Annotated in this window: 18 protein-coding genes and 1 pseudogene; 16 read left to right on the plus strand and 3 right to left on the minus strand. The window is 62.4% G+C overall.

The genetic code is table 11. The features are described 5' to 3' along the window. Positions 1-1,425, minus strand: coding sequence for a TolC family protein (locus tag F1C16_RS21255; protein ID WP_185284574.1), 1,425 nt, complete (start codon positions 1,423-1,425; stop codon positions 1-3). Between the two features lie 228 nt (positions 1,426-1,653). Next, on the minus strand, positions 1,654-2,025 hold the full coding sequence (locus F1C16_RS21260; RefSeq protein ID WP_139252273.1) for a hypothetical protein: 372 nt from the start codon (positions 2,023-2,025) through the stop codon (positions 1,654-1,656). A gap of 334 nt (positions 2,026-2,359) precedes the next feature. Between F1C16_RS21260 and F1C16_RS21265 the strand changes: the two genes are divergently transcribed. From F1C16_RS21265 to F1C16_RS21340, 16 genes and pseudogenes are all read left to right on the plus strand, one after another. Continuing rightward, a complete protein-coding gene (locus F1C16_RS21265; protein ID WP_073285575.1) occupies positions 2,360-3,715 on the plus strand; it encodes an AAA family ATPase in 1,356 nt (451 codons plus the stop codon). Continuing rightward, a complete protein-coding gene (locus tag F1C16_RS21270) occupies positions 3,705-4,592 on the plus strand; it encodes a hypothetical protein (RefSeq protein WP_185284575.1) in 888 nt (295 codons plus the stop codon). The genes F1C16_RS21265 and F1C16_RS21270 overlap by 11 nt, the downstream gene beginning before the upstream one ends. Positions 4,593-4,744: 152 nt before the next feature. Continuing rightward, positions 4,745-5,062, plus strand: a complete 318-nt coding sequence (locus F1C16_RS21275) for a helix-turn-helix transcriptional regulator (RefSeq protein WP_073285581.1) — start codon at positions 4,745-4,747, stop codon at positions 5,060-5,062. A gap of 71 nt (positions 5,063-5,133) precedes the next feature. Beyond that, on the plus strand, positions 5,134-5,949 hold the full coding sequence (locus tag F1C16_RS21280; protein WP_185284576.1) for a sulfite exporter TauE/SafE family protein: 816 nt from the start codon (positions 5,134-5,136) through the stop codon (positions 5,947-5,949). A gap of 83 nt (positions 5,950-6,032) precedes the next feature. Then, complete coding sequence (locus F1C16_RS21285; protein ID WP_185284577.1) at positions 6,033-7,388, plus strand: rhodanese-like domain-containing protein; 1,356 nt, start codon at positions 6,033-6,035, stop codon at positions 7,386-7,388. Between the two features lie 102 nt (positions 7,389-7,490). Then, on the plus strand, positions 7,491-7,829 hold the full coding sequence (locus F1C16_RS21290; protein WP_073285747.1) for a rhodanese-like domain-containing protein: 339 nt from the start codon (positions 7,491-7,493) through the stop codon (positions 7,827-7,829). A 93-nt stretch (positions 7,830-7,922) separates the two neighbouring features. Then, a complete protein-coding gene (locus tag F1C16_RS21295; RefSeq protein ID WP_073285590.1) occupies positions 7,923-8,483 on the plus strand; it encodes a YeeE/YedE family protein in 561 nt (186 codons plus the stop codon). A 24-nt stretch (positions 8,484-8,507) separates the two neighbouring features. Continuing rightward, positions 8,508-9,131 (plus strand): bifunctional 2-polyprenyl-6-hydroxyphenol methylase/3-demethylubiquinol 3-O-methyltransferase UbiG, encoded by a 624-nt coding sequence (locus tag F1C16_RS21300; RefSeq protein WP_073285593.1) that lies wholly within the window; start codon positions 8,508-8,510, stop codon positions 9,129-9,131. 21 nt (positions 9,132-9,152) lie between these two features. After that, positions 9,153-9,563 carry a DUF6691 family protein gene (locus F1C16_RS21305; RefSeq protein ID WP_084549021.1) on the plus strand — a complete coding sequence of 137 codons (411 nt, stop codon included), beginning with the start codon at positions 9,153-9,155 and terminating at the stop codon, positions 9,561-9,563. Between the two features lie 36 nt (positions 9,564-9,599). After that, positions 9,600-10,652 carry a c-type cytochrome gene (locus F1C16_RS21310; RefSeq protein ID WP_084549022.1) on the plus strand — a complete coding sequence of 351 codons (1,053 nt, stop codon included), beginning with the start codon at positions 9,600-9,602 and terminating at the stop codon, positions 10,650-10,652. 7 nt (positions 10,653-10,659) lie between these two features. Continuing rightward, a complete protein-coding gene (locus F1C16_RS21315; RefSeq protein WP_170865257.1) occupies positions 10,660-12,111 on the plus strand; it encodes an OprD family outer membrane porin in 1,452 nt (483 codons plus the stop codon). A 16-nt stretch (positions 12,112-12,127) separates the two neighbouring features. Then, entirely contained in the window at positions 12,128-12,601 is a 474-nt protein-coding gene (locus F1C16_RS21320; protein WP_073285599.1) for a DsrE family protein, read from the plus strand. A gap of 45 nt (positions 12,602-12,646) precedes the next feature. Then, a pseudogene (locus F1C16_RS21325) lies at positions 12,647-13,839 on the plus strand (MFS transporter); the annotation flags it as partial. Between the two features lie 225 nt (positions 13,840-14,064). After that, on the plus strand, positions 14,065-14,397 hold the full coding sequence (locus F1C16_RS23435; RefSeq protein WP_374940614.1) for an AraC family ligand binding domain-containing protein: 333 nt from the start codon (positions 14,065-14,067) through the stop codon (positions 14,395-14,397). Further along, positions 14,363-15,799 carry a bifunctional UDP-sugar hydrolase/5'-nucleotidase gene (locus F1C16_RS21335; RefSeq protein WP_073285607.1) on the plus strand — a complete coding sequence of 479 codons (1,437 nt, stop codon included), beginning with the start codon at positions 14,363-14,365 and terminating at the stop codon, positions 15,797-15,799. The genes F1C16_RS23435 and F1C16_RS21335 overlap by 35 nt, the downstream gene beginning before the upstream one ends. Before the next feature lie 39 nt (positions 15,800-15,838). After that, positions 15,839-16,138, plus strand: a complete 300-nt coding sequence (locus F1C16_RS21340; protein ID WP_073285610.1) for a YidH family protein — start codon at positions 15,839-15,841, stop codon at positions 16,136-16,138. 36 nt (positions 16,139-16,174) lie between these two features. Here F1C16_RS21340 and F1C16_RS21345 read toward each other — a convergent pair whose 3' ends face one another. Beyond that, entirely contained in the window at positions 16,175-18,247 is a 2,073-nt protein-coding gene (locus F1C16_RS21345) for a toprim domain-containing protein (RefSeq protein ID WP_073285613.1), read from the minus strand. Positions 18,248-18,307 lie beyond the last annotated feature (60 nt).

Here is an 18,307-nt window from a genome sequence, read left to right on the forward strand (position 1 = left end):
CTAGGGCGTTACGGGGGTGAAAAAGAAGGAGAAGTCGCCGGCGGCGGCGGTTTGCAGCAGCACGGCCTGCCAGGCGGCGTTGGCCGTGAGCACCTGGTCCTGCTCGGCCTGCTGCAGCCCATAGAGGGCCTGCGTCACGTCGACCACGGTGGCCAATCCGGAGTTGTACAGGGCCAGCTTCTGGCGGTACGCCTGGCGGGCGGCCGCAAGCTGCAAGGGTGCCTGCCGGGCGCGCTCGGCGGCCAGCTGCAGGCGCTGGTTAGCTAAAGTGGCCTGGTTGCTGAGTTCCAGCTGCTGCTGCCGGTATTCCGCTTGCAGACCCTGGGTGCGCAGGTTTTCGGCCTTGGCCTGGGCCTGCACGCGGGGCCAGTCGAGCAGGTCGAACACCACGCCCACGCCCACGGCGTAGTTGAAGCGGGTGGGCGCGGCCCCGGCCAGTCCATAGTCGGTCTGGCCGTTGGAGCCCAGGCCGGAGCCCCGACCCCAGGTGGCGCCCAGCAGGGAAAGTCGGGGGCGGTACTGACGGCGAATGACCGTTTCGCGGGCTTGGCCCAGGTCCACGGCCCGCTGCTGCAGGCCCAGCGTGGGGTGCGTGGCCGTGGGCGGCACCAGCGCGGGCGGCAGGGTTCGGTTGTAGAGCGTATCGGGCTGCCAGGTAGCACCGGGCTGGCCCAGCAGCGTGGAAAGGCGGGCCTGGCGGTCGGCTTCCTGTTCCTGGGCACTTACCAGGGCCAGCTTCGACTGGGCCTCGGCCGCGCGGGCCAGGGTGCTGTCCACGCCGGGGCGCAGACCATGCAGCGCCAGCCGGGTAATGGTCTTTTTGAGTATGGATACCCGGCGCACATCCTGCTCGCGCACCTGGCGCAGGCTTTGCGTAGCCAGCAAGTCGAGGTAGGTCTGGGCCACGCGCAGCTGCTGGGTGAACAGCTCGTTGTCGGCGTCGGCCTGGGCGTAGTCGCGGGCCGCTTCGGCGCGGGCCCGCTGGGCCGGGTACTGCCCAAAGGTGACCGGGCTCCACTCCATGAGGGCCGTGCCCATGCTACCGAACACGGCGTTGTAGGAATTGACCCCGCTTAGTGAGCCGCTGCTGGGAATGATAGTGCCCACGGGCAGCATGGTGCCGGCCACGGCGTTGGTAGAGCCGTAGCTCACCTGCCCGCTCAAGCGCACGGAGGGCAGGCGCTGGGTTTTGGTCTGGGCAATATCGGCCTCGGCGGCCTGCACCTGGTAGGCTTTAGCTTGCAGGTGCGGGGCCTGGGTGCGGGCCAGATCCAGGGCTTCGTTCAGGGAAAGTGGCCGGCCGGCGGCCGGATGAACCGGGCGCTGTTGTGCCTGGCTTGCTGGGCCCGCCAGCAGCAGGGCGACGAGTAGCCAGGCACTACCTGCCGGCAGCCGCCGGACAGGAGGTACAAAAGGGAAAAACATGGGCTGAGAGAAGTCAGGACAGAAATCCGGGCCGGGCGCACAGGGACGTAGCCAGCCAGTTACTAGGCAGATTTGCTGGGGCTCTCAGGAAAAGGCGGGACTACCCGATAACCAAGGTTAAGGCGGCCGCATGAGGCGGCGGGCTGGTCGGGGCATAAAAAACCCGGTTATCGCCCCCACGAACGGGGCAATTAACCGGGTACACACCCGGCTCCACGACGCGTTTTCCTAAGAAAAGCGAATGGGCGGAGCCTTGTTGGGGTGGTTGGCAAACGAGTGCTCGGGGCAGGCATTCGGGCCACGGGCGGGATTCAGGGTCGGCTCGTCGGCCGGGAACAGCAGCCCGAAATACAGGGCCGGGAAATCACCACTCAGCGCCAGATCCAGCGGTAGCAGCTTGGCTTTTACTACTGGTGCGTGGTCGGCCTGCGGATCGGCCTGTACCGTCTGCAGCTTCTTTTTGCACAGGCCAGTTTGGGACTGCTCCTGCGGGCTACCCAGCCCAGTGGTCGTTGCGGGGACCCGGGCAGGCAGCGGCTGGCAATGCAGGTAAACACCCGCATAGAGCAGCAACAGCAAATGGGTCAGCAAACGGTGCATAGGTAATGGTAGCAAGTGCAAAGGTGCACACTTTTGCCGGAACGCTACCCGGTCAAAAGGCACACCGGCTAACGCGATGGTTGCAGACGGGGCTGCACAAACTATGCCGCTAGCCTAACACATCAAGTAACAAATAAGCCACGGAACGACGCATAGCCGGTTACCGATCCTATTTTATATGGTTATGTAGCGCCTGTCTGCTCACTTGCAAGTTTAGTCTAACTTTTAGGCTAAACTTGCAGCTTTAGCCTACCCCAGTATCATCTAAGCGCAATACCTTTTTTAGCCAGTTACACCTACGCACAAGTCATCAGCTAGCCCAACCCACTTAACGATGTACATCCACTCCATTGACATAGCACACATTCGGGCCATTGATAGTCTGAAGATGCGGTTTGCTAAACCGGCCGGATGGCACGTTATCATTGGCGACAACGGGACCGGCAAATCTTCGGTGGTACGCGCCATTGCACTGGCGCTGATCGGCCCGGAAAAAGCCATGGCACTGCGGCTTTCATGGGACGAATGGCTAGCGGCACAGCACACCACCGGACACGTGCGGTTACACATTGTTGCCGATCCGGAATGGGACAAGGCTGTCGATACCCGTAAGGCTTCAGTGGCTGCTTCCGATAAGCCCTTCCCCATCGAAATTGATTTCAGCCGTGAACGGGTGGGTGGCTTCAGCCCCGACTTTGCCTCGCCTCATTCGGTAGTGGTCTTGAGCAGCAACATTGATAGTGCTCGTTCACGCAAGCCGCGCAAAGAAATTTGGGGAGATTATGCCGGCTGGTTTTCGGTTGCTTATGGACCTTTCCGACGGTTCACAGGCGGCAACCCTGAATGGGCCAAACTCTTTTATTCCTCCCCTAAAGTCGGTGCCCACTTAAGTGCTTTCGGCGAGGATGTTGCTTTAACGGAGGCGTTGGAATGGCTGCGCGAATTAGATTATCAGCGTTTGAAGCAACAGGAGGCTGATAACCAATCATCGGAGGCCAGCCATACGCTGGATTACCTGAAGCGCTTTGTAAACGATAGTGGCCTATTGCCCCACGGCACTCGGCTAGACCGCATCGAAACTGGGGGGCCGATTTTTCTGGATGGCAATGGCAATCCAGTGCCCGTCACGCAACTCAGTGATGGATACCGTTCCGTGCTCAGCCTGACTTTTGAATTGATACGCCAATTGGTGCGTGTATACGGCTACAAGCAGGTGTTTCACCAACTTGCCAAAAACCGGCCGGATAAGTTGGAGATTGGCCTGCCCGGTGTCGTAGTCATTGATGAGATAGATGCACACCTGCATCCGACCTGGCAAACCCGCATCGGACAATGGTTTCTCCAGTATTTTCCGCGCATGCAGTTTATCGTCACCACGCACAGCCCACTGATCTGCAGGGCAGCGGCGCAAGGCAGCATCTACCGGCTGGTGGCACCGGGCGAGGAAGAGTCATCAGGTGAAGTAACTGGCTTGGAGCGAGACCGGCTGATATACGGCAATATCTTGGATGCTTACGCTACCGATGCTTTTGGTGAAAATATTACGCAATCACCTGAAGCTCAAGAGAAATTAACACGCCTCATTCATTTGAACCGCTTATACGCCTACGGCAAGCTAAACAAGGCCGACGAGGCAGAAATGTATCAGCTACGCCAGATTTTTACGACGGATGATACATTTGCCTTCTAAGAAAGCACGGCGCAAAGTGCTTTCCACTGCCACCCAAACGGAGCTGGCACGGCAACAAAAGGTAGTAGACAACGAGCCTACGTTTGCGGCTCAGGTGGCGAAAGCGCAAACCCGGTGGAAGAGCAAGGAAAGTGGCCAAAGTGGGAAGCACGCCTTTGCCGAAATCAAGCAGCAGCTCCGGGCGCTTACGATAAGTACACAAGCCTGCAGCTACTGCGAATACAGCGAAGGGGAGGATATTGAGCATATTTACCCGAAATCGTGGTTTCCGCAACGCACGTTCGTGTGGGACAATTATTTACTGGCCTGCAAAACATGTAACACCAGCTTTAAGCGCAATGGCTTTGCCGTGTTTAATCCAGCTGGCTCCAGCCATGTGCTGCATCTCACTCCCCAGGTAGCGGGCCCAGTAGGATCTACAGACGCCGTACTGCTAAATCCGTTGGTTGAAAATCCGCTGGATTGGCTAATAATTGATTTTCAGGCTGGTTGCGCCTTCGCGCAGGCCTCGCAACTGAGCACCCGCGACCAGAAACGAGCCGACTACACGATAGAGTTGCTTCAACTCAACTTTCGGGCTGAGCTCTCAAAAGCGCGGCGGATTGCCCATCGGCATTTCATTGGCCTGTTGCGCGAATACGTGGAGGTCAAACTGACTACGACGCTGGCCCAACTTGCCGCCGCCGTAAACGAGCCGCACGTAGTCGACCTCAACCAACCCTTTCGCGGGCAGCGGGCTCGGATTATGGCAAGTCTTCGCAGGGCTATTCGCACCCATCCGCACCCTGCTGTTTGGCAGGAGCTACAACGACAACAGCTAACCATGCCTCAGGCTGCTAAGCTGTTTCAAGATGCCCCGGAAGCTTTAATCTGGTAAAGGAAAGCACTAAATCGTAGCTTCAAAAACGGTTATAACACACAGCAATGCGCTCCTTCAAAGAGGCATGTATGAATAGGGGATATTTTTTGAACTAAAAGATAGAACAAACTTGTATACATGAACAAATGATCATACATTTGCAGCACCTTATGACACCGACTACCACCTCCGCCGATCTGAACCTGACCACTGAAAAGATGGAGAAGGTGGCCTTCATTCTCAAAACCACGGCCCACCCGACCCGCATTGCCATCGTGCAACTGCTGGCTAATCAGGAAAGTCTTTCCGTCACGGACATCAGCGAAAAGCTGAATGTGGAGCAAAGCCTGCTTTCCCACCACCTGACGGGCATGAAGCTGAAAGGTATTCTGAGCAGCCACCGCGACGGCAAAAACATCTTCTACGCACTGAAGATGCGCGAAGTGGTCGACGTGATTCAGTGCCTGGCCGGCTGCACGTTCCTGTAAGGGGACCGGCCTTTTTTTTGCTAAAACGCATGAACAAATTTTCATAACTACATACGTTCACCCGTTCATCCATGTTGCACATCGTCGGCTACTTCGCGGCTATATTCATCGGTCTTTCCCTGGGCATCATGGGCGGGGGCGGCTCCATCCTCACCGTGCCGGTACTGGTGTACCTGATGGGCGTAAGCCCGGTGCTGAGTACGGCGTACTCCTTGTTTGTGGTCGGCTCTACCTCCGTGGTGGGCGCCTCGGGCTATTTCCGCAAGGGGCTGGTGTCATTGAAGACGGCCATTGTCTTTTTGATTCCCTCCCTGCTGGCCGTGTTTGCGGTGCGCAAGCTGCTGATGCCCGCCATCCCGCACGAGCTCTTTACCCTGGGCAGCATTGTCTTCACCAAGGACCTGTTGGTGCTGGTGGCCTTTGCCGTGCTCATGGTCGTGGCCGCTACGTCGATGATCCGCAGCAAGCAGGCCGAGGAGGTTCTCGACGAGGAGCTGCACCACAAGCATACCTTTAATTACCCACTAATCTTAGGTATCGGCCTGGTGGTGGGCACGCTCACGGGCTTCGTGGGGGCCGGCGGCGGCTTCCTGATTATTCCAGCCCTGGTGTTGGGCGCCCGCCTGCCCATGAAGCTGGCTGTGGGTACCTCCCTTGCCATCATTGCCCTGAATTCCCTGATTGGCTTTACCGGCGACCTGAGCGCCGGCACCCCCATTGCCTGGACGTTCCTGCTCGGCTTCCTGGCCTTTGCCCTGGCGGGCATCGTGCTGGGCACGTACCTAGCCCGCTTTATCCCGGGCGCCAAGCTCAAGCCGGCATTTGGCTGGTTTACCTTGGCTATGGGCACGTTCATTCTGCTGCGCGAACTGGTGTTTTCGCACTAATCATCTGACCCTTAACCAGCTACTTCCCGTTTGCTGCTTCAGCGCATTTCCCCCATCCACTCACCTGCTAACCGCTTCCAACCATGAAAATCGAACAGTTTGAAGACAAGGGCCTAGCCCATTTCTCCTACGCCATTCTCAGCGAGTGCGCCCGCGAAATCGTGCTCATCGACCCCGCCCGCGACCCGCAGCCCTATTACGACTATGCTCAGGCCAACGACGCGAAAATCGTCAGCGTTATCGAAACCCACCCCCACGCTGACTTTGTGAGCAGCCACCTGGAAATAGCCCAGACCACCGGAGCCACCATCCGCGTGAGCAAGCTGCTGGGAGCTGATTATACCCACGAAGCTTTCGATGAAGGCCAGTCCTTCATGGTGGGCAAACTGACCTTTCGCGCCCTGAATACGCCGGGCCACTCGCCCGACTCCATCAGCATCGTCGTGAGCCGCGAGGGCAAAGACGAAGCCGTGTTTACCGGCGACACGCTGTTCATCGGGGATGTGGGCCGGCCCGACCTGCGCGAAAAAGCCGGCAACATGACGGCCAAGCGCGAGGAGCTGGCCCGGCAGATGTACCACTCGCTGCGCGACAAGCTGATGCCCCTGGCCGGCACGGTGCTGGTCTATCCCGCCCACGGCGCGGGCAGCCTCTGCGGCAAGGCCCTGAGCGGGGCCAACAGCAGCACCATCGCCGACGAGAAATTCGGCAACCCCATGCTGCGGGAGATGAGCGAGGAGGAGTTCGTGCAAGAGCTGCTCGCTGACCAACCCTTCATCCCGAAATACTTCGGCTACGACGTGGCCCTGAACAAAGCCGGTGCGCCCGATTACAAGCCGAGCGTGCAGCGGGTGTCGCGCCTGGCTGCCGGCACGGCCCTGGAAGCCGGCGTGCTGGTAGTAGATACCCGACCCGAAGCCGAGTTCAAGCAGGGCCACATGGACGGCGCCATTAATATCCAGCAGGGCGGCAAGTTCGAAACCTGGCTGGGCTCCATCGTGGGGCCGGAAGAGCCGTTCTACCTGATTGCCGACGACGAGGCGACCCTGGAAGACCTGATCCGGAAAACGGCCAAAATCGGCTACGAGGCCCTGATCAAGGGGGCATTGGTCGGCTCGCCATCTTCTGAGGCGACGCTACCGAAGCTGGATGTGGAGCAGTTCCGCCAGCATCCCGAGCAGTACACCATTGTGGACATCCGCAACGCCACCGAGCACCGCGACGAGCCGCTATTTGCCGGTTCGCTCAACATTCCGCTGCCCGAGCTGCGGGAGCGGGCTCAGGAAATTCCGACCGGCAAGCCCGTGGTGGTGCACTGCGCCGGCGGGTACCGTTCGGCGGCCGGCTCCAGCATCGTGGCCGATGCCCTGCCCGGTACGGAAGTGCTCGACCTGAGCGAGGCCGTCAAGTCTTTCCAGTCCGCCTCCGTCCAGCACTAATTCCCAACGGCCGACCGGGGAGCCGCCCCGCAGGCGGGCTCTCCGGTTGCCTGACGGCCTTATCCTATGCCTTCGCTCACTCTGCTTCTTTCCCTCTTGGCCATGCTGAATTTCTTTCAAGGCGCTGCGTCCGCCTATAAAAACCTCACCCCTGCTCAATTCTCCGCGGCCCTGCGCCAGCCCGGCGCGGTGCTGCTGGACGTGCGCCGCCCCGACGAGTTTGCCGGTGGCCACCTGCCCGGGGCCGTGAACATCGACGTCACCGCGCCCGACTTCGCCCAGCGCGTGGCGGCTCTGGATAAAACCAAGCCCACCTACGTGTACTGCCGCAGCGGCGCCCGCTCGGCTAACGCCGCCGGGCAGCTGACCAAAAGCGGCTTTGCGCACGTGTCGAACCTGCTGGGTGGCGTGCTGGACTGGCCCGAAAAGCTGGTTCGCTAACCCGCATCCATTTCCCCTTCCTGTTTAGCAAGAATTCCGGCCGGCCGCTACGGCGGGCGGGCCGGATGTCTATACTCCTGACTTTCTGACTTCATGCTTGAATTACTTCGCCAGCCCTGGCCCTGGTACGTGGCCGGCCCCCTGATCGGGCTGACCGTGCCCGCGCTGCTGCTCATCGGCAACAAAGCTCTGGGCATCAGCTCTTCGCTGCGCCACGTGTGCGCCGCCTGCGTGCCCGCCGGTATTCCTTTCCTGACCTACAACTGGCGGGCCGAACTCTGGAACCTGTTTTTTGTGCTGGGCATCGGCATCGGCGGCTTTATCGGCTACCAGCTCATGGGCCACGCCGATACGATTGCCATTTCCCCGGAAACCGTGCGTGACCTGAAAGCGCAGATGCACCTGACCGACTTCTCGGGACTATTACCCAAAGAACTGTTTGCCCTGGAGAACCTCTCGAACTGGAAAGGCTGGGTATTCCTCGTGCTGGGCGGTTTCCTGGTCGGCTTCGGCACCCGCTACGCCGGGGGCTGCACCTCGGGCCATGCCATTTCGGGTCTGTCCAACCTGCAGTGGGTGTCGCTGGTGGCCGTCATTGGCTTCTTCGTGGGCGGTCTGCTCATGACGTGGGTGTTTTACCCAATGATGTTTTAGCCCAGTACTGCTACCCCACCCGCCATGAACACTGCTTCCCAATCCGCGGCCGCCGAGTTCTGGGACGCCCGCTACGAAAGCGAGGCGTATGCCTACGGCACCGAGCCCAACACGTACCTCCGCCAGCAACTGGATAAGCTGCCGCCTGGCCGCCTTCTGCTGCTGGCCGAAGGCGAAGGACGCAACGCCGTGTACGCCGCCCGGCGCGGGTGGCAGGTAACGGCGGTGGACTTCAGCGACGAGGCCCGCGCCAAGGCCCAACGCCTGGCCGTAGCCCAGGGCGTGCACCTGGACTACCAGGTGGACGATGTGACCAGCCTGCGCTGGCAGCAGCCCGGCGGCTACGATGCCATCGGCCTGATCTATGCCCATCTACCGCCCGTGGCCCGCTGGGCCGTGCACGCGGCCGCGGCCCAAAGCCTGGCATCCGGGGGACACTTGATTCTGGAAGCCTTCAGTCCCCGCCAGTTGGGCTTGCCCTCCGGCGGCCCCCAATCGGCCGAACTGCTCTACGACCCCGACACCCTGGCCGCCGATTTCGCTGGGCTCACGGTACGGGAGAACCATGAGCTGGGCGTCGTTCTGCACGAGGGCAGCTTCCACTCCGGGCCGGCCAATATTGTGCGCCTGCTAGCCACGCGCTCCTAATTCCCTCTTCTATTACCTGACATGAAAAACCTGAAATACCTGGTGCTGGGCGTACTGTTCGGCATTATCCTCACGAAAAGCGAAGTGGTGAGCTGGTGGCGCATCCAGGAGATGTTCCGCTTCCAGAGCTTCCACATGTACGGCATCATCGGCTCGGCCATTGTAGTCGGCCTGATTTCCATTCAGCTCATCAAGCGCAACCGCCTGAAGACCATCAACGGCGAGGAAATCAGCATTGCCGACAAGAAGTACAACCACGGCACCTGGATTGGGGGCACCATTTTCGGGTTGGGCTGGGCCCTAACCGGCGCCTGCCCCGGCCCGATGTTCGCCCAGTTGGGCAGCGGCGTGGCCGGCGCGGCCGTGCTGATACTCGCGGCCCTGGCCGGCACCTGGACCTACAGCGCCCTGCGCGAAAAGCTGCCCCACTAACTACCGGGCATCGGTGCCCGCCTTCGCTACGCTGCCATGGAAACTCCGTCTGATTCTGTTGCCCGGCTGCCCCAGCTGGTGCGCATCCTGCTGCTGCTGACGTCTGCGCTGGTGTTGGTCGTGGTGGTGGTGCTGACCCAGCTGTACGGCCCGGCCAGCCCGCCCCCGCCGGCCCCGGTGGCCGAAGCCAACGAGGGGCCGCCCCCTTCCGGCAGCTACCACCGGCCGGCCACGGCCGCCCCCGACACGGCCACCATTCCCCGCACCGCCGCCGGCCGCCAGATCCGCTACGGCCGGGACCTGATTGCTCACACCGCCCGCTACCTGGGGCCGCAGGGCTCGGTAGCCCGGCAGACCAACGGCATGAACTGCCAGAACTGCCACCTCGACGCGGGCACCAAAGGCTTCGCCAACAACTACCTGGCCGTGGCCGCGACCTACCCGAAGATGCGGGCCCGCTCGGGCACCATGGTCACCACGGAAATGCGGGTAAATGACTGCCTGGAACGCAGCCTCAACGGCCGGGCCCTGGCCGACAGCAGCCGGGAGATGCGCGCCATCGTGGCCTACATCAACTGGCTGGGCCATGACATTCCCAAAGGGAAAAAGGTGTACGGCACCGGGTTCACAAAGCTGGCTTACCTGCCACGCGCCGCCGACCCGGTAATAGGAAAGGCCGTGTTTGCCGCCAAGTGCCAGAGCTGCCACGGCCCCAACGGGGAAGGCAAGCATCTGGCCGACGGGCGCGAGTACCAGTACCCGCCGCTTTGGGGACCTCATAGCTACAACGACGGCGCGGGCCTGTACCGCGTCACCAACCTGGCCCGGTACGTGAAGGCCGCCATGCCCTTTGGCGCGGCCTTCGACCACCCCCAACTCACCGACGAGCAAGCCTGGGATGTGGCCGCCTTCGTCAACTCCCAGCCCCGGCCGCACCTGAAAACTCCGCACGACTGGCCCGACATCAGCAAAAAGCCTGTCGACCATCCGTTCGGGCCCTATACGGACTCCTTCTCGGAGCGCCAGCACAAATACGGGCCCTATCAGCCCATCGAAGATGCTCACCCGCAACTGGCCAAGGCCAAGTAAGTCTGCCATGCCACGTATCCTTCGTCTGCTGGTGGCCAGCCTGCTGCTGCCAGCGGCGGCCTGGGCGCAGCATGCCGAGCCGGCCCTGACCCGGCCGGTAACGGGGCGCACGCAGCTGCCGCCCTACCCGGCCCCGCCGGCGCCGGATACGGTGCGGGCCCACTCCCTACCGGATGCTTTCCGCCGAGGACGCTGGCACGGGCGGGTGCGCAGCTACACGATGGCTACCCTGAACCAGGGCCGCTACCCCGACTACTACGCCCAGGGCCTGGGAGCCGGGGCCCGCTTTGAGACGGCCTCCTTCCACGGGCTGCAGGTGGGCGTGGGCGGCTTTTTCTGGGCCAACCTGGCCTCCAGTGACCTGGTGACGCCGGACTCGCTGACCGGGGCCGTGAGCCGCTACGAGGTGGGGTTGTTTGATGTGACAAACCCCGGCCGGCGCCGGCTTACCGGGCGGGCGGAGGAGCTGTTTCTGTGCTACCGCTGGCGGCAGTCCACCCTCACGCTGGGCCGGCAGTTGCTCACTACCCCGCTGCTCAACCCCCAGGATGGCCGCCTGAGCCCCAACTACGCCCAGGGGCTGTGGCTGGAAGTGAAAGAGCTACCCCGCACCACCGTCTCGCTTGGTTGGCTAACCGGCCTGGCCGTGCGCTCCACCACCGACTGGACCTCAGTAGGCGGCTCCGTGGGCCTGTACCCGGCGGGTGTGACGGAGTCCGGCCAGCGGGCCCAGTACGCGGGTAACCTGCGCAGCCGGGGGCTGGGGATTGTGGGCGTCAACCGGCAGGTAGGTGCGCGTACCACAGCCCAAGTTTGGAACTACTATGCCGATAACCTGTTCAGCGCCTCCTTCGCGGAGCTGACCACCGGCCGGGCCCTGGGTGCGGGCCTGCTCACGTTAGGCACCCAGTACCATTACCAGCGCACGGTGGGTACCGGCGGCAACCCGAATCCGCAGCTGGCCTACAGCGCCCCGGGCCGCCAGGCCCACGCCCTGAGCACGCGCCTGGGCTACCAGCGCGGGGCCTGGAGCGTGAGCGGTAACTACACCTGCATCACCCGCACTGGGCGCTTTCTGTTTCCACGGGAGTGGGGCCGCGAGCCGTTCTACACGTTTCTGCCCCGGGAGCGAGAAGAAGGCTTCGGGGGCGTGGACGCGGCAGCCCTGCTGGGAGGCTACTCCTTTGCCCGAGTGCCGGGCTTGAAAGCGGAAGCTGGCTACGGCCACTATTACCTACCGGACGTAAAAAACACCCACCTCAACAAGTATGGTATGCCCTCGTATCGCCAGCTGAACGCTTCCCTGACCTATGCTTTCCCGGGCTGGGCCAAGGGACTGCGCGGGCAGCTGCTCTACGTGTACAAGGGCCGCCTGGGCAACACCTACGACGAGGCCCGCTACGAAGTCAACAAAGTAGACCTGCACCTGGTGAATCTGATTCTCAACTACGATTTTTAACCCTTTCCCCTTCGCCATGAACGCTCCGCTCCGCTTTCTTGCGGCCTCTGCCCTGCTGCTGGCCAGCCTTACCACCGCCCAGGCCCAGACCCCGGCCGCCGGGAAGCCCGCCGCCGAATTCACGGGCGCAGTAGCCGACAAAGCGGAGTACAAGGTGGTGTACCAGCTGGACAGTGACGACCCCAAGCTCATCAAGCAGACCCTGCGCAACATGAAAAACGCGCTGGAAGACCCGCGCCTCAAGGGCAAGCTGCAGATGGAGCTGGTGGCCTACGGCGGCGGCACGGACGTGTTCCGCCAAGCCCAGCCCTACGAGGCGGATATAAAAGCCCTCCAACAGCAGGGCGTGCTGCTGGCCCAGTGCCTGAACACGATGAAAGAGCGCAAGATCAGCAAGGACGAGCTGTTTCCCTTCATCAGCTACGTGCCCACCGGCAACGGGGAGCTGATCATTCGCCAGGCCCAGGGTTGGGCTATCGTGCACCCCTAAACGATAGTGTTGACTATATTTCCTCTCACCCTAAAGCTACTAGCAATGACTACTCCGCGTCTCGGTCTGCGTGAAAACTGGCACCAGTTCAGCCTGCTGGTCCTGGTAAATGCCTTTGTGGGGGCATGGTGGGGCTGGAGCGCACGATTCTACCCCGGCTGGCGGAGCAGGAATTTCACTTAGTAGCCCGCTCGGCCATTCTCTCCTTCATCGTGGTGTTTGGGCTCACCAAAGCCGCCGCCAACTACTACGCCGGGGCGTGGGCCACTACGGTAGGGCGTAAAAATCTGCTGGTTATTGGCTGGCTCATTGGCCTGCCGGTGCCCCTGCTGCTGCTGTGGGCTCCGAGCTGGGGCTGGGTCATTGTGGCTAACGTGCTGCTGGGCTTGAATCAGGGCCTGGCCTGGTCGAGCACGGTGGTGATGAAAATTGATTTGGTTGGCCCGAAGCAGCGCGGGCTGGCTATGGGCCTGAACGAGTCGGCGGGCTACCTGGCCGTGGCCGCCACGGCGTTTGCCTCCGGCTGGCTGGCCACCGAATACGGTCTGCGGCCTTACCCGTTCTACCTGGGCATAGGGTTAGCCATGCTGGGGCTGCTGAGCAGCCTGCTGGTGCGTGATACGCGTCACCACGTGGCACTGGAAGCCGCGCAGGCTCCCGCCGGGCCCACCGGGCCGCCGCTTTCCTTCTGGGACGTGACCTGGCGCCACCCCAACCTGGGTTCGGTCACCCAGGCCGGCCTGGTCAACAACCTCAACGACGGCATGGTCTGGGGCCTGCTGCCGTTGCTGCTAGCTTCCAAAGGGTTTACGCTTACCCAAATTGGCACCGTGGCCGCCGTGTATCCGGCCGTGTGGGGCCTGGGCCAGCTGGTAACCGGGCCGCTAGCGGACCGCCTCTGCAAGAAGGATCTGCTCTTCTGGGGCATGCTACTGCAGGGGGCGGTGCTGCTGGTCATGCTCTTTACATCGTCCTACCCGATGTTTCTGCTGCTGGCCGGTCTGCTGGGAGCCGGTACGGCTTTGGTATATCCCACCTTTCTGGCGGCGGTGGCAGAATATTCACCCCTGGCCCAGCGGGCCCACAGCGTGGGCATTTTCCGCCTCTGGCGGGACGCGGGCTACGCCATTGGCGCCCTGCTCACCGGCGTGCTGGCGGACATGCTCGGCCTGAGCGCAGCGTTGGCCGTCATCGGCGGGCTCACGGTGCTTTCCTCGCTGGTCATTCGCCACCGCATGTATTGCCTGCCGGCGCCGGATAGCGCGAATTCGTCGGCTGGCAGCTGCGCCCAGTCCGCCCAGACATTCCGCCTGAGCAGTAAGTTGCTGGCCCGCCCGCTAAGCCCTTATCCGTTCCGGCCTTACCTAAGCCGCGCGTGAAAACGCCCCCGGTTCCCGTCTACTGCATTGACTCCTACCCGGAGCCACAGGCACGATGCGTTTCACGCCCAGCGGCTGGAGGCGGTGATTACCGGGTTTTTGGGCATTGACAAGGCCCACACCCATGATTTTTACCTGCTGCCTTACGTCACGGCCGGCACGGGCACGCACACGGTAGATTTTGTGACGTATCTGGTGCGCGCCGGCAGCCTGTTTCTGTTAACCCCGTGCGGTTTTCCATGCGGCTGCTTAAGCGCTATGCTCTGCAGTGGCTGTACTGTAACAAAATTATGGCTGGCAAAGCCTGATCGTTTTACGTTCGCCTGCATCTGTGCGTGTTGGCCCTGCCCCAATAAGCTCCCGACCCATCCTTTCCCACCTGATGGCTACCACCCTCTCCTTCTTCCAACTCAATGATGTGCACGGCTACCTGAACCTGCACCAAGAGCTGTTTTACGGACCCACTGGCCCTGAGTACCGCCCTTGTGGGGGCTACGCCCGCATTGCCACCCTGCTGCAGCAGTGGCGCGAGCAGTACCCGGCGAGCCTGCTCTTCGACGGGGGCGACACGTTTCACGGCACCCGGCCGGCGGTGGATACCCAAGGCGAGATTCTGGTGCCCATCCTCAACGAGCTGAACATAGCGGGCATGACGGCCCACTGGGATTTTGCCTACGGACCAGACCGGCTGCGCCAGTTGGTTAAGCAGCTGAATTACCCCCTGCTGGCAGCCAACGTGTACGATAAGGTTTCCGGGGAGCTGGTGTACGCCCCGTATCAGGTCTACGAAACGGCTGGCCTGCGCGTGGGCGTCATCGGCCTGGCCTGCCCCATCGTCGACAAAACCATGCCGGCCCATTTCGGTGAGGGCCTGCGCTTCACCGATGGCACGGCGGAGTTGCCCCGCTATGTGGCCGAACTGCGCGGCCCGGAGCGCGCCGACTTGGTAGTATTGCTTTCCCACTGCGGCTTCCCGCAGGACGTGGCCCTGCTGCAGGCGCACCCCGGCGTGGACGTGTGCCTGAGCAGCCACACCCACAACCGCCTCTACGAGCCCTTCCGCGCGGGCGACTGTCTGGTCATGCAGTCCGGGGCCCACGGCTCCTTTGTCGGCCGCCTCACGCTCACCGTGGAAAACGGCCGCGTCACCGCCCACGACCATGAGTTGCGGGAAGTCAGCGCGGACCTGACGCCCGACCCGGCTCTGCAGGCGCGCATCGACGCGGCCCTGCTGCCCTATGCCAACCTGCGCGAGGTGGTGGGCGTCACCGCCACCGGGCTGCACCGGGGCACGTCGGTGGAGTGCCCGGCCGACGATTTTCTGTTGGCCAGCATCCGGGCGCTAGTGCCCGCCGACCTGTACTTCTCCAACGGCTGGCGCTACGGGGCGCCCATCCCCCCCGGTCCGGTGCAACTCAACGACCTCTACGACCTGGTGCCGATGGACCCGGAGATTGAAACGGTCGAGCTCACCGGCGCGGAGTTGCGCCAGATGCTGGAGAAGAATCTGGAAGGCACCTACAGCCAGAACCCGTTGCACCAGATGGGCGGCTACGTGAAGCGGGCCCTGGGCCTGAAAGCGTACTTCAAAGCCGAGAACCCCAAGGGCAGCCGCTTGCAAACGGTGTTTATCAAAGACCAGCCTCTGGACCCGGAACGGACTTATACGGCCGCGTATATCACCTCCCAGGGCGTACCACACCAGGTGGGCCGCAACCGCCGCAAAACCGGGCAGCACGTGGTGGCCGTTATGCGGGCCTATCTAACCCAGCACCGCCCCATGGTCGTTCATCCGCACGCGACGTTCGTAGCGGTATAATGCCCGGGGTAGCCCGGGCTTTCGCTATACTGCTTCCGCATGCCTGCACTTTCCCCGTTACCGCCTAACTATGACCAGCAAGGCCTGGCCGCGGCCCGCACCCGCATGGCCAACGAGCGCACGTTTCTCACTTATGTACGTACCAGCCTGGCTATGCTGGGCTTCGGTCTGGCCCTGATTCAACTCCATCCGGTGCGCGCCGGGTCGTTGGGCTACTGGGCGGTTGGTGCTGCCGGCGTTGTGCTGCTCACCGGGTGGCTACGCTTCCGGATGCGGCAGCGGGAAATTGAAGGGTGTCGAATAGCCGTTAGTGCTTCTGAAACTAGCCTCCCTCATTAGCTAGTGAACTTCTCGACGCACGGCACCTGGTAACCCCTACCACCGGGGGCTGGTCCGGGGACGGTTTTCCTGAGCTGGGGGCTTGGGCGCATGTAGCAGCTGCGCCGCTTGGCGCAACTGCAGTACGGCGGGGCTGGTTTTCAGCGTGTCCAGCGTATCTACCACCGCCAGAACCCTTGCGCCATTCTCTTGGTTGATACCCGTCAACTCCGGCCGGGTCAGCAGCTGCTTGCTGACTTCCTGCAGCCGGGCGGCCTCCAAGCCGGCGGCGTACACGCGCAGCTCGCGGACTACCTGCCGCGCCGCCTCGATGAAGTCTTGACGGGCCTGGTCACGGGCGGGGGAGTCACTGGGCCGCAATGGCGGGCCAGCTTGGCGCTCCTGCTCCTGGGCGGCGGCCAGCTGCCGGCGCTCCACCGCGTCCTGCCCGGATTCCACCACCATGACCCGTGGATTCTGCCGGAGCGCATCCACTGTGTCGCTGATAGCCGGCAACTGGGGTGATTGGACTGGGTAGCGCAGGGTCAGTTCCGTTAGTATTTCGCGGGCTACGCCGTGCGGCTGCCGGGTGGCGTGGTCGATGTGCAGGCCGATGCGCTCCAGGTTTTCGCGCAGGGTGGGCAGCAGCGCCGTTTCGTCCCGGCTTTCGCGCAACTCTACCACTAGCAGCCGCTCCCCTTGGGTTCGGGCCTCGGCCTGGGCTTGGTGCAGCTGGGCAATCTTCCCGCTGCCACTTATTTCCGGGTTGTCCCAGTGCTGCTGGCCGAAGCCATACTGGTCCTCGTCCACGTCACCCAACTCGCTCCGCACCACCTGCTGCAGCTGGTCCTGCTTTAGATCCTGGTTCCAGTCCTTGCCCTGGCTTTTCACGACTTCTACCCGGTGCTCGAAGGCCAGCGTCTGGCTGGCCGCCTGATTGAAGGCGTGCAGCGCCCCCGGGCTCATGGGCAGGCGAAACTGGTAGGTGTGGGCGCCCAGCTTCTGGGAGTGTATCAGCTCGTCGCGCAGGGTCGGGCTCGTGGTCGGCGTACCGGGGGCTCCATTAGCCTGGCTGAACTGCTGACTCGTCTGCTCGTTGTACGCCTGCAACCGGCGGCTCAATGCCTGCACGCCGGCCGGCTGGGGCGCCACGATTTCGACGGTCAGTTGGTGCTCATGCTCCCGCACCACTTTCATCGGATTCTGGTCGCTGGCCAGGCCCGCCAAGAGCCGCGTGTCGAAGTGGTGACCCTGGGTGTCATTATCGAACGCAGCCCGGATGACCGGAATCTGCTCCTCGCGCAGCAGCCGTTTCAACTCGAAAATCTTATTCTGGGTGAGCGTGCCGGCGGTGGAAGCGTAGAGGGCGCTTTCATGGGGGTGCAGCTGCGCGTAGGACAGCGTATCCAGGGCTGACTCGCTAACCACAAGCACCGCCGCCGGCCGGCCCTCGGGCAGCCGGCTCAGCCATAAGGAGCGGGAAAACTGGCTTTCCGGCGCCTGCCCCTTGAAGCCTTCGCCTTTCAGCTCCAGTCCCACTACCCGCCCTTCGTGGTAGGACGGGAAGGCCGTGTTGACGTAGGTCTTGGGCGGCAGACCAGCCCGCTGCACGGTGTGCCGGTGGTTGAGTATGCGCCCGACGAACTGCGGGTGCCGCAGCGTAGCCTGGCTGATGCCCCGCCCTTCGAGGTACGTAGTGTCTTCCAGCGGCCGGCAGTCCTTGGTGAAGATGCTGTGGAACTTCTCGCCGGGCGCGGTTTCGGCAATAGGTAGCAAATCGAGCCGGGGCCGCTGCGGCTCGGGCAGGCTCAGGTAGGCGCGGAAGTGGTCGTTGACTGCCTGCCACAGAGTACGACCCGGCAGCTGGGCAATGCCAGCAATTCGTCCCGAGCTTACCCGGTTCTTCATCCAGTCGATGACGCTGCCCTTGTCGCGGTCATCCTGGGCGTTGAAATACATCCAGTCACCGCCCCGGCCCTTAAACACGACCAGGGTATCGTCGCCCTCGAATACATGCCACTTGCCTCGGCCCAACTGCTCGCCTTTTTTCAGGGTGTAGCCGAAATGGCTCAGCAGCTCGGGCAACTCCACCCGCTCCTTGATTTTTTGAAAAGTCAGCTCGTGTTCCATGGCTTGGGGATGGGTTAGACCGGGGGCAGCCCAGAAAAAAGAAGCCCGGAAAAGAGCTTC

The sequence above is a fragment of the Hymenobacter sp. NBH84 genome (assembly GCF_014217645.1).
Taxonomy (GTDB): Bacteria; Bacteroidota; Bacteroidia; order Cytophagales; family Hymenobacteraceae; genus Hymenobacter; species Hymenobacter profundi.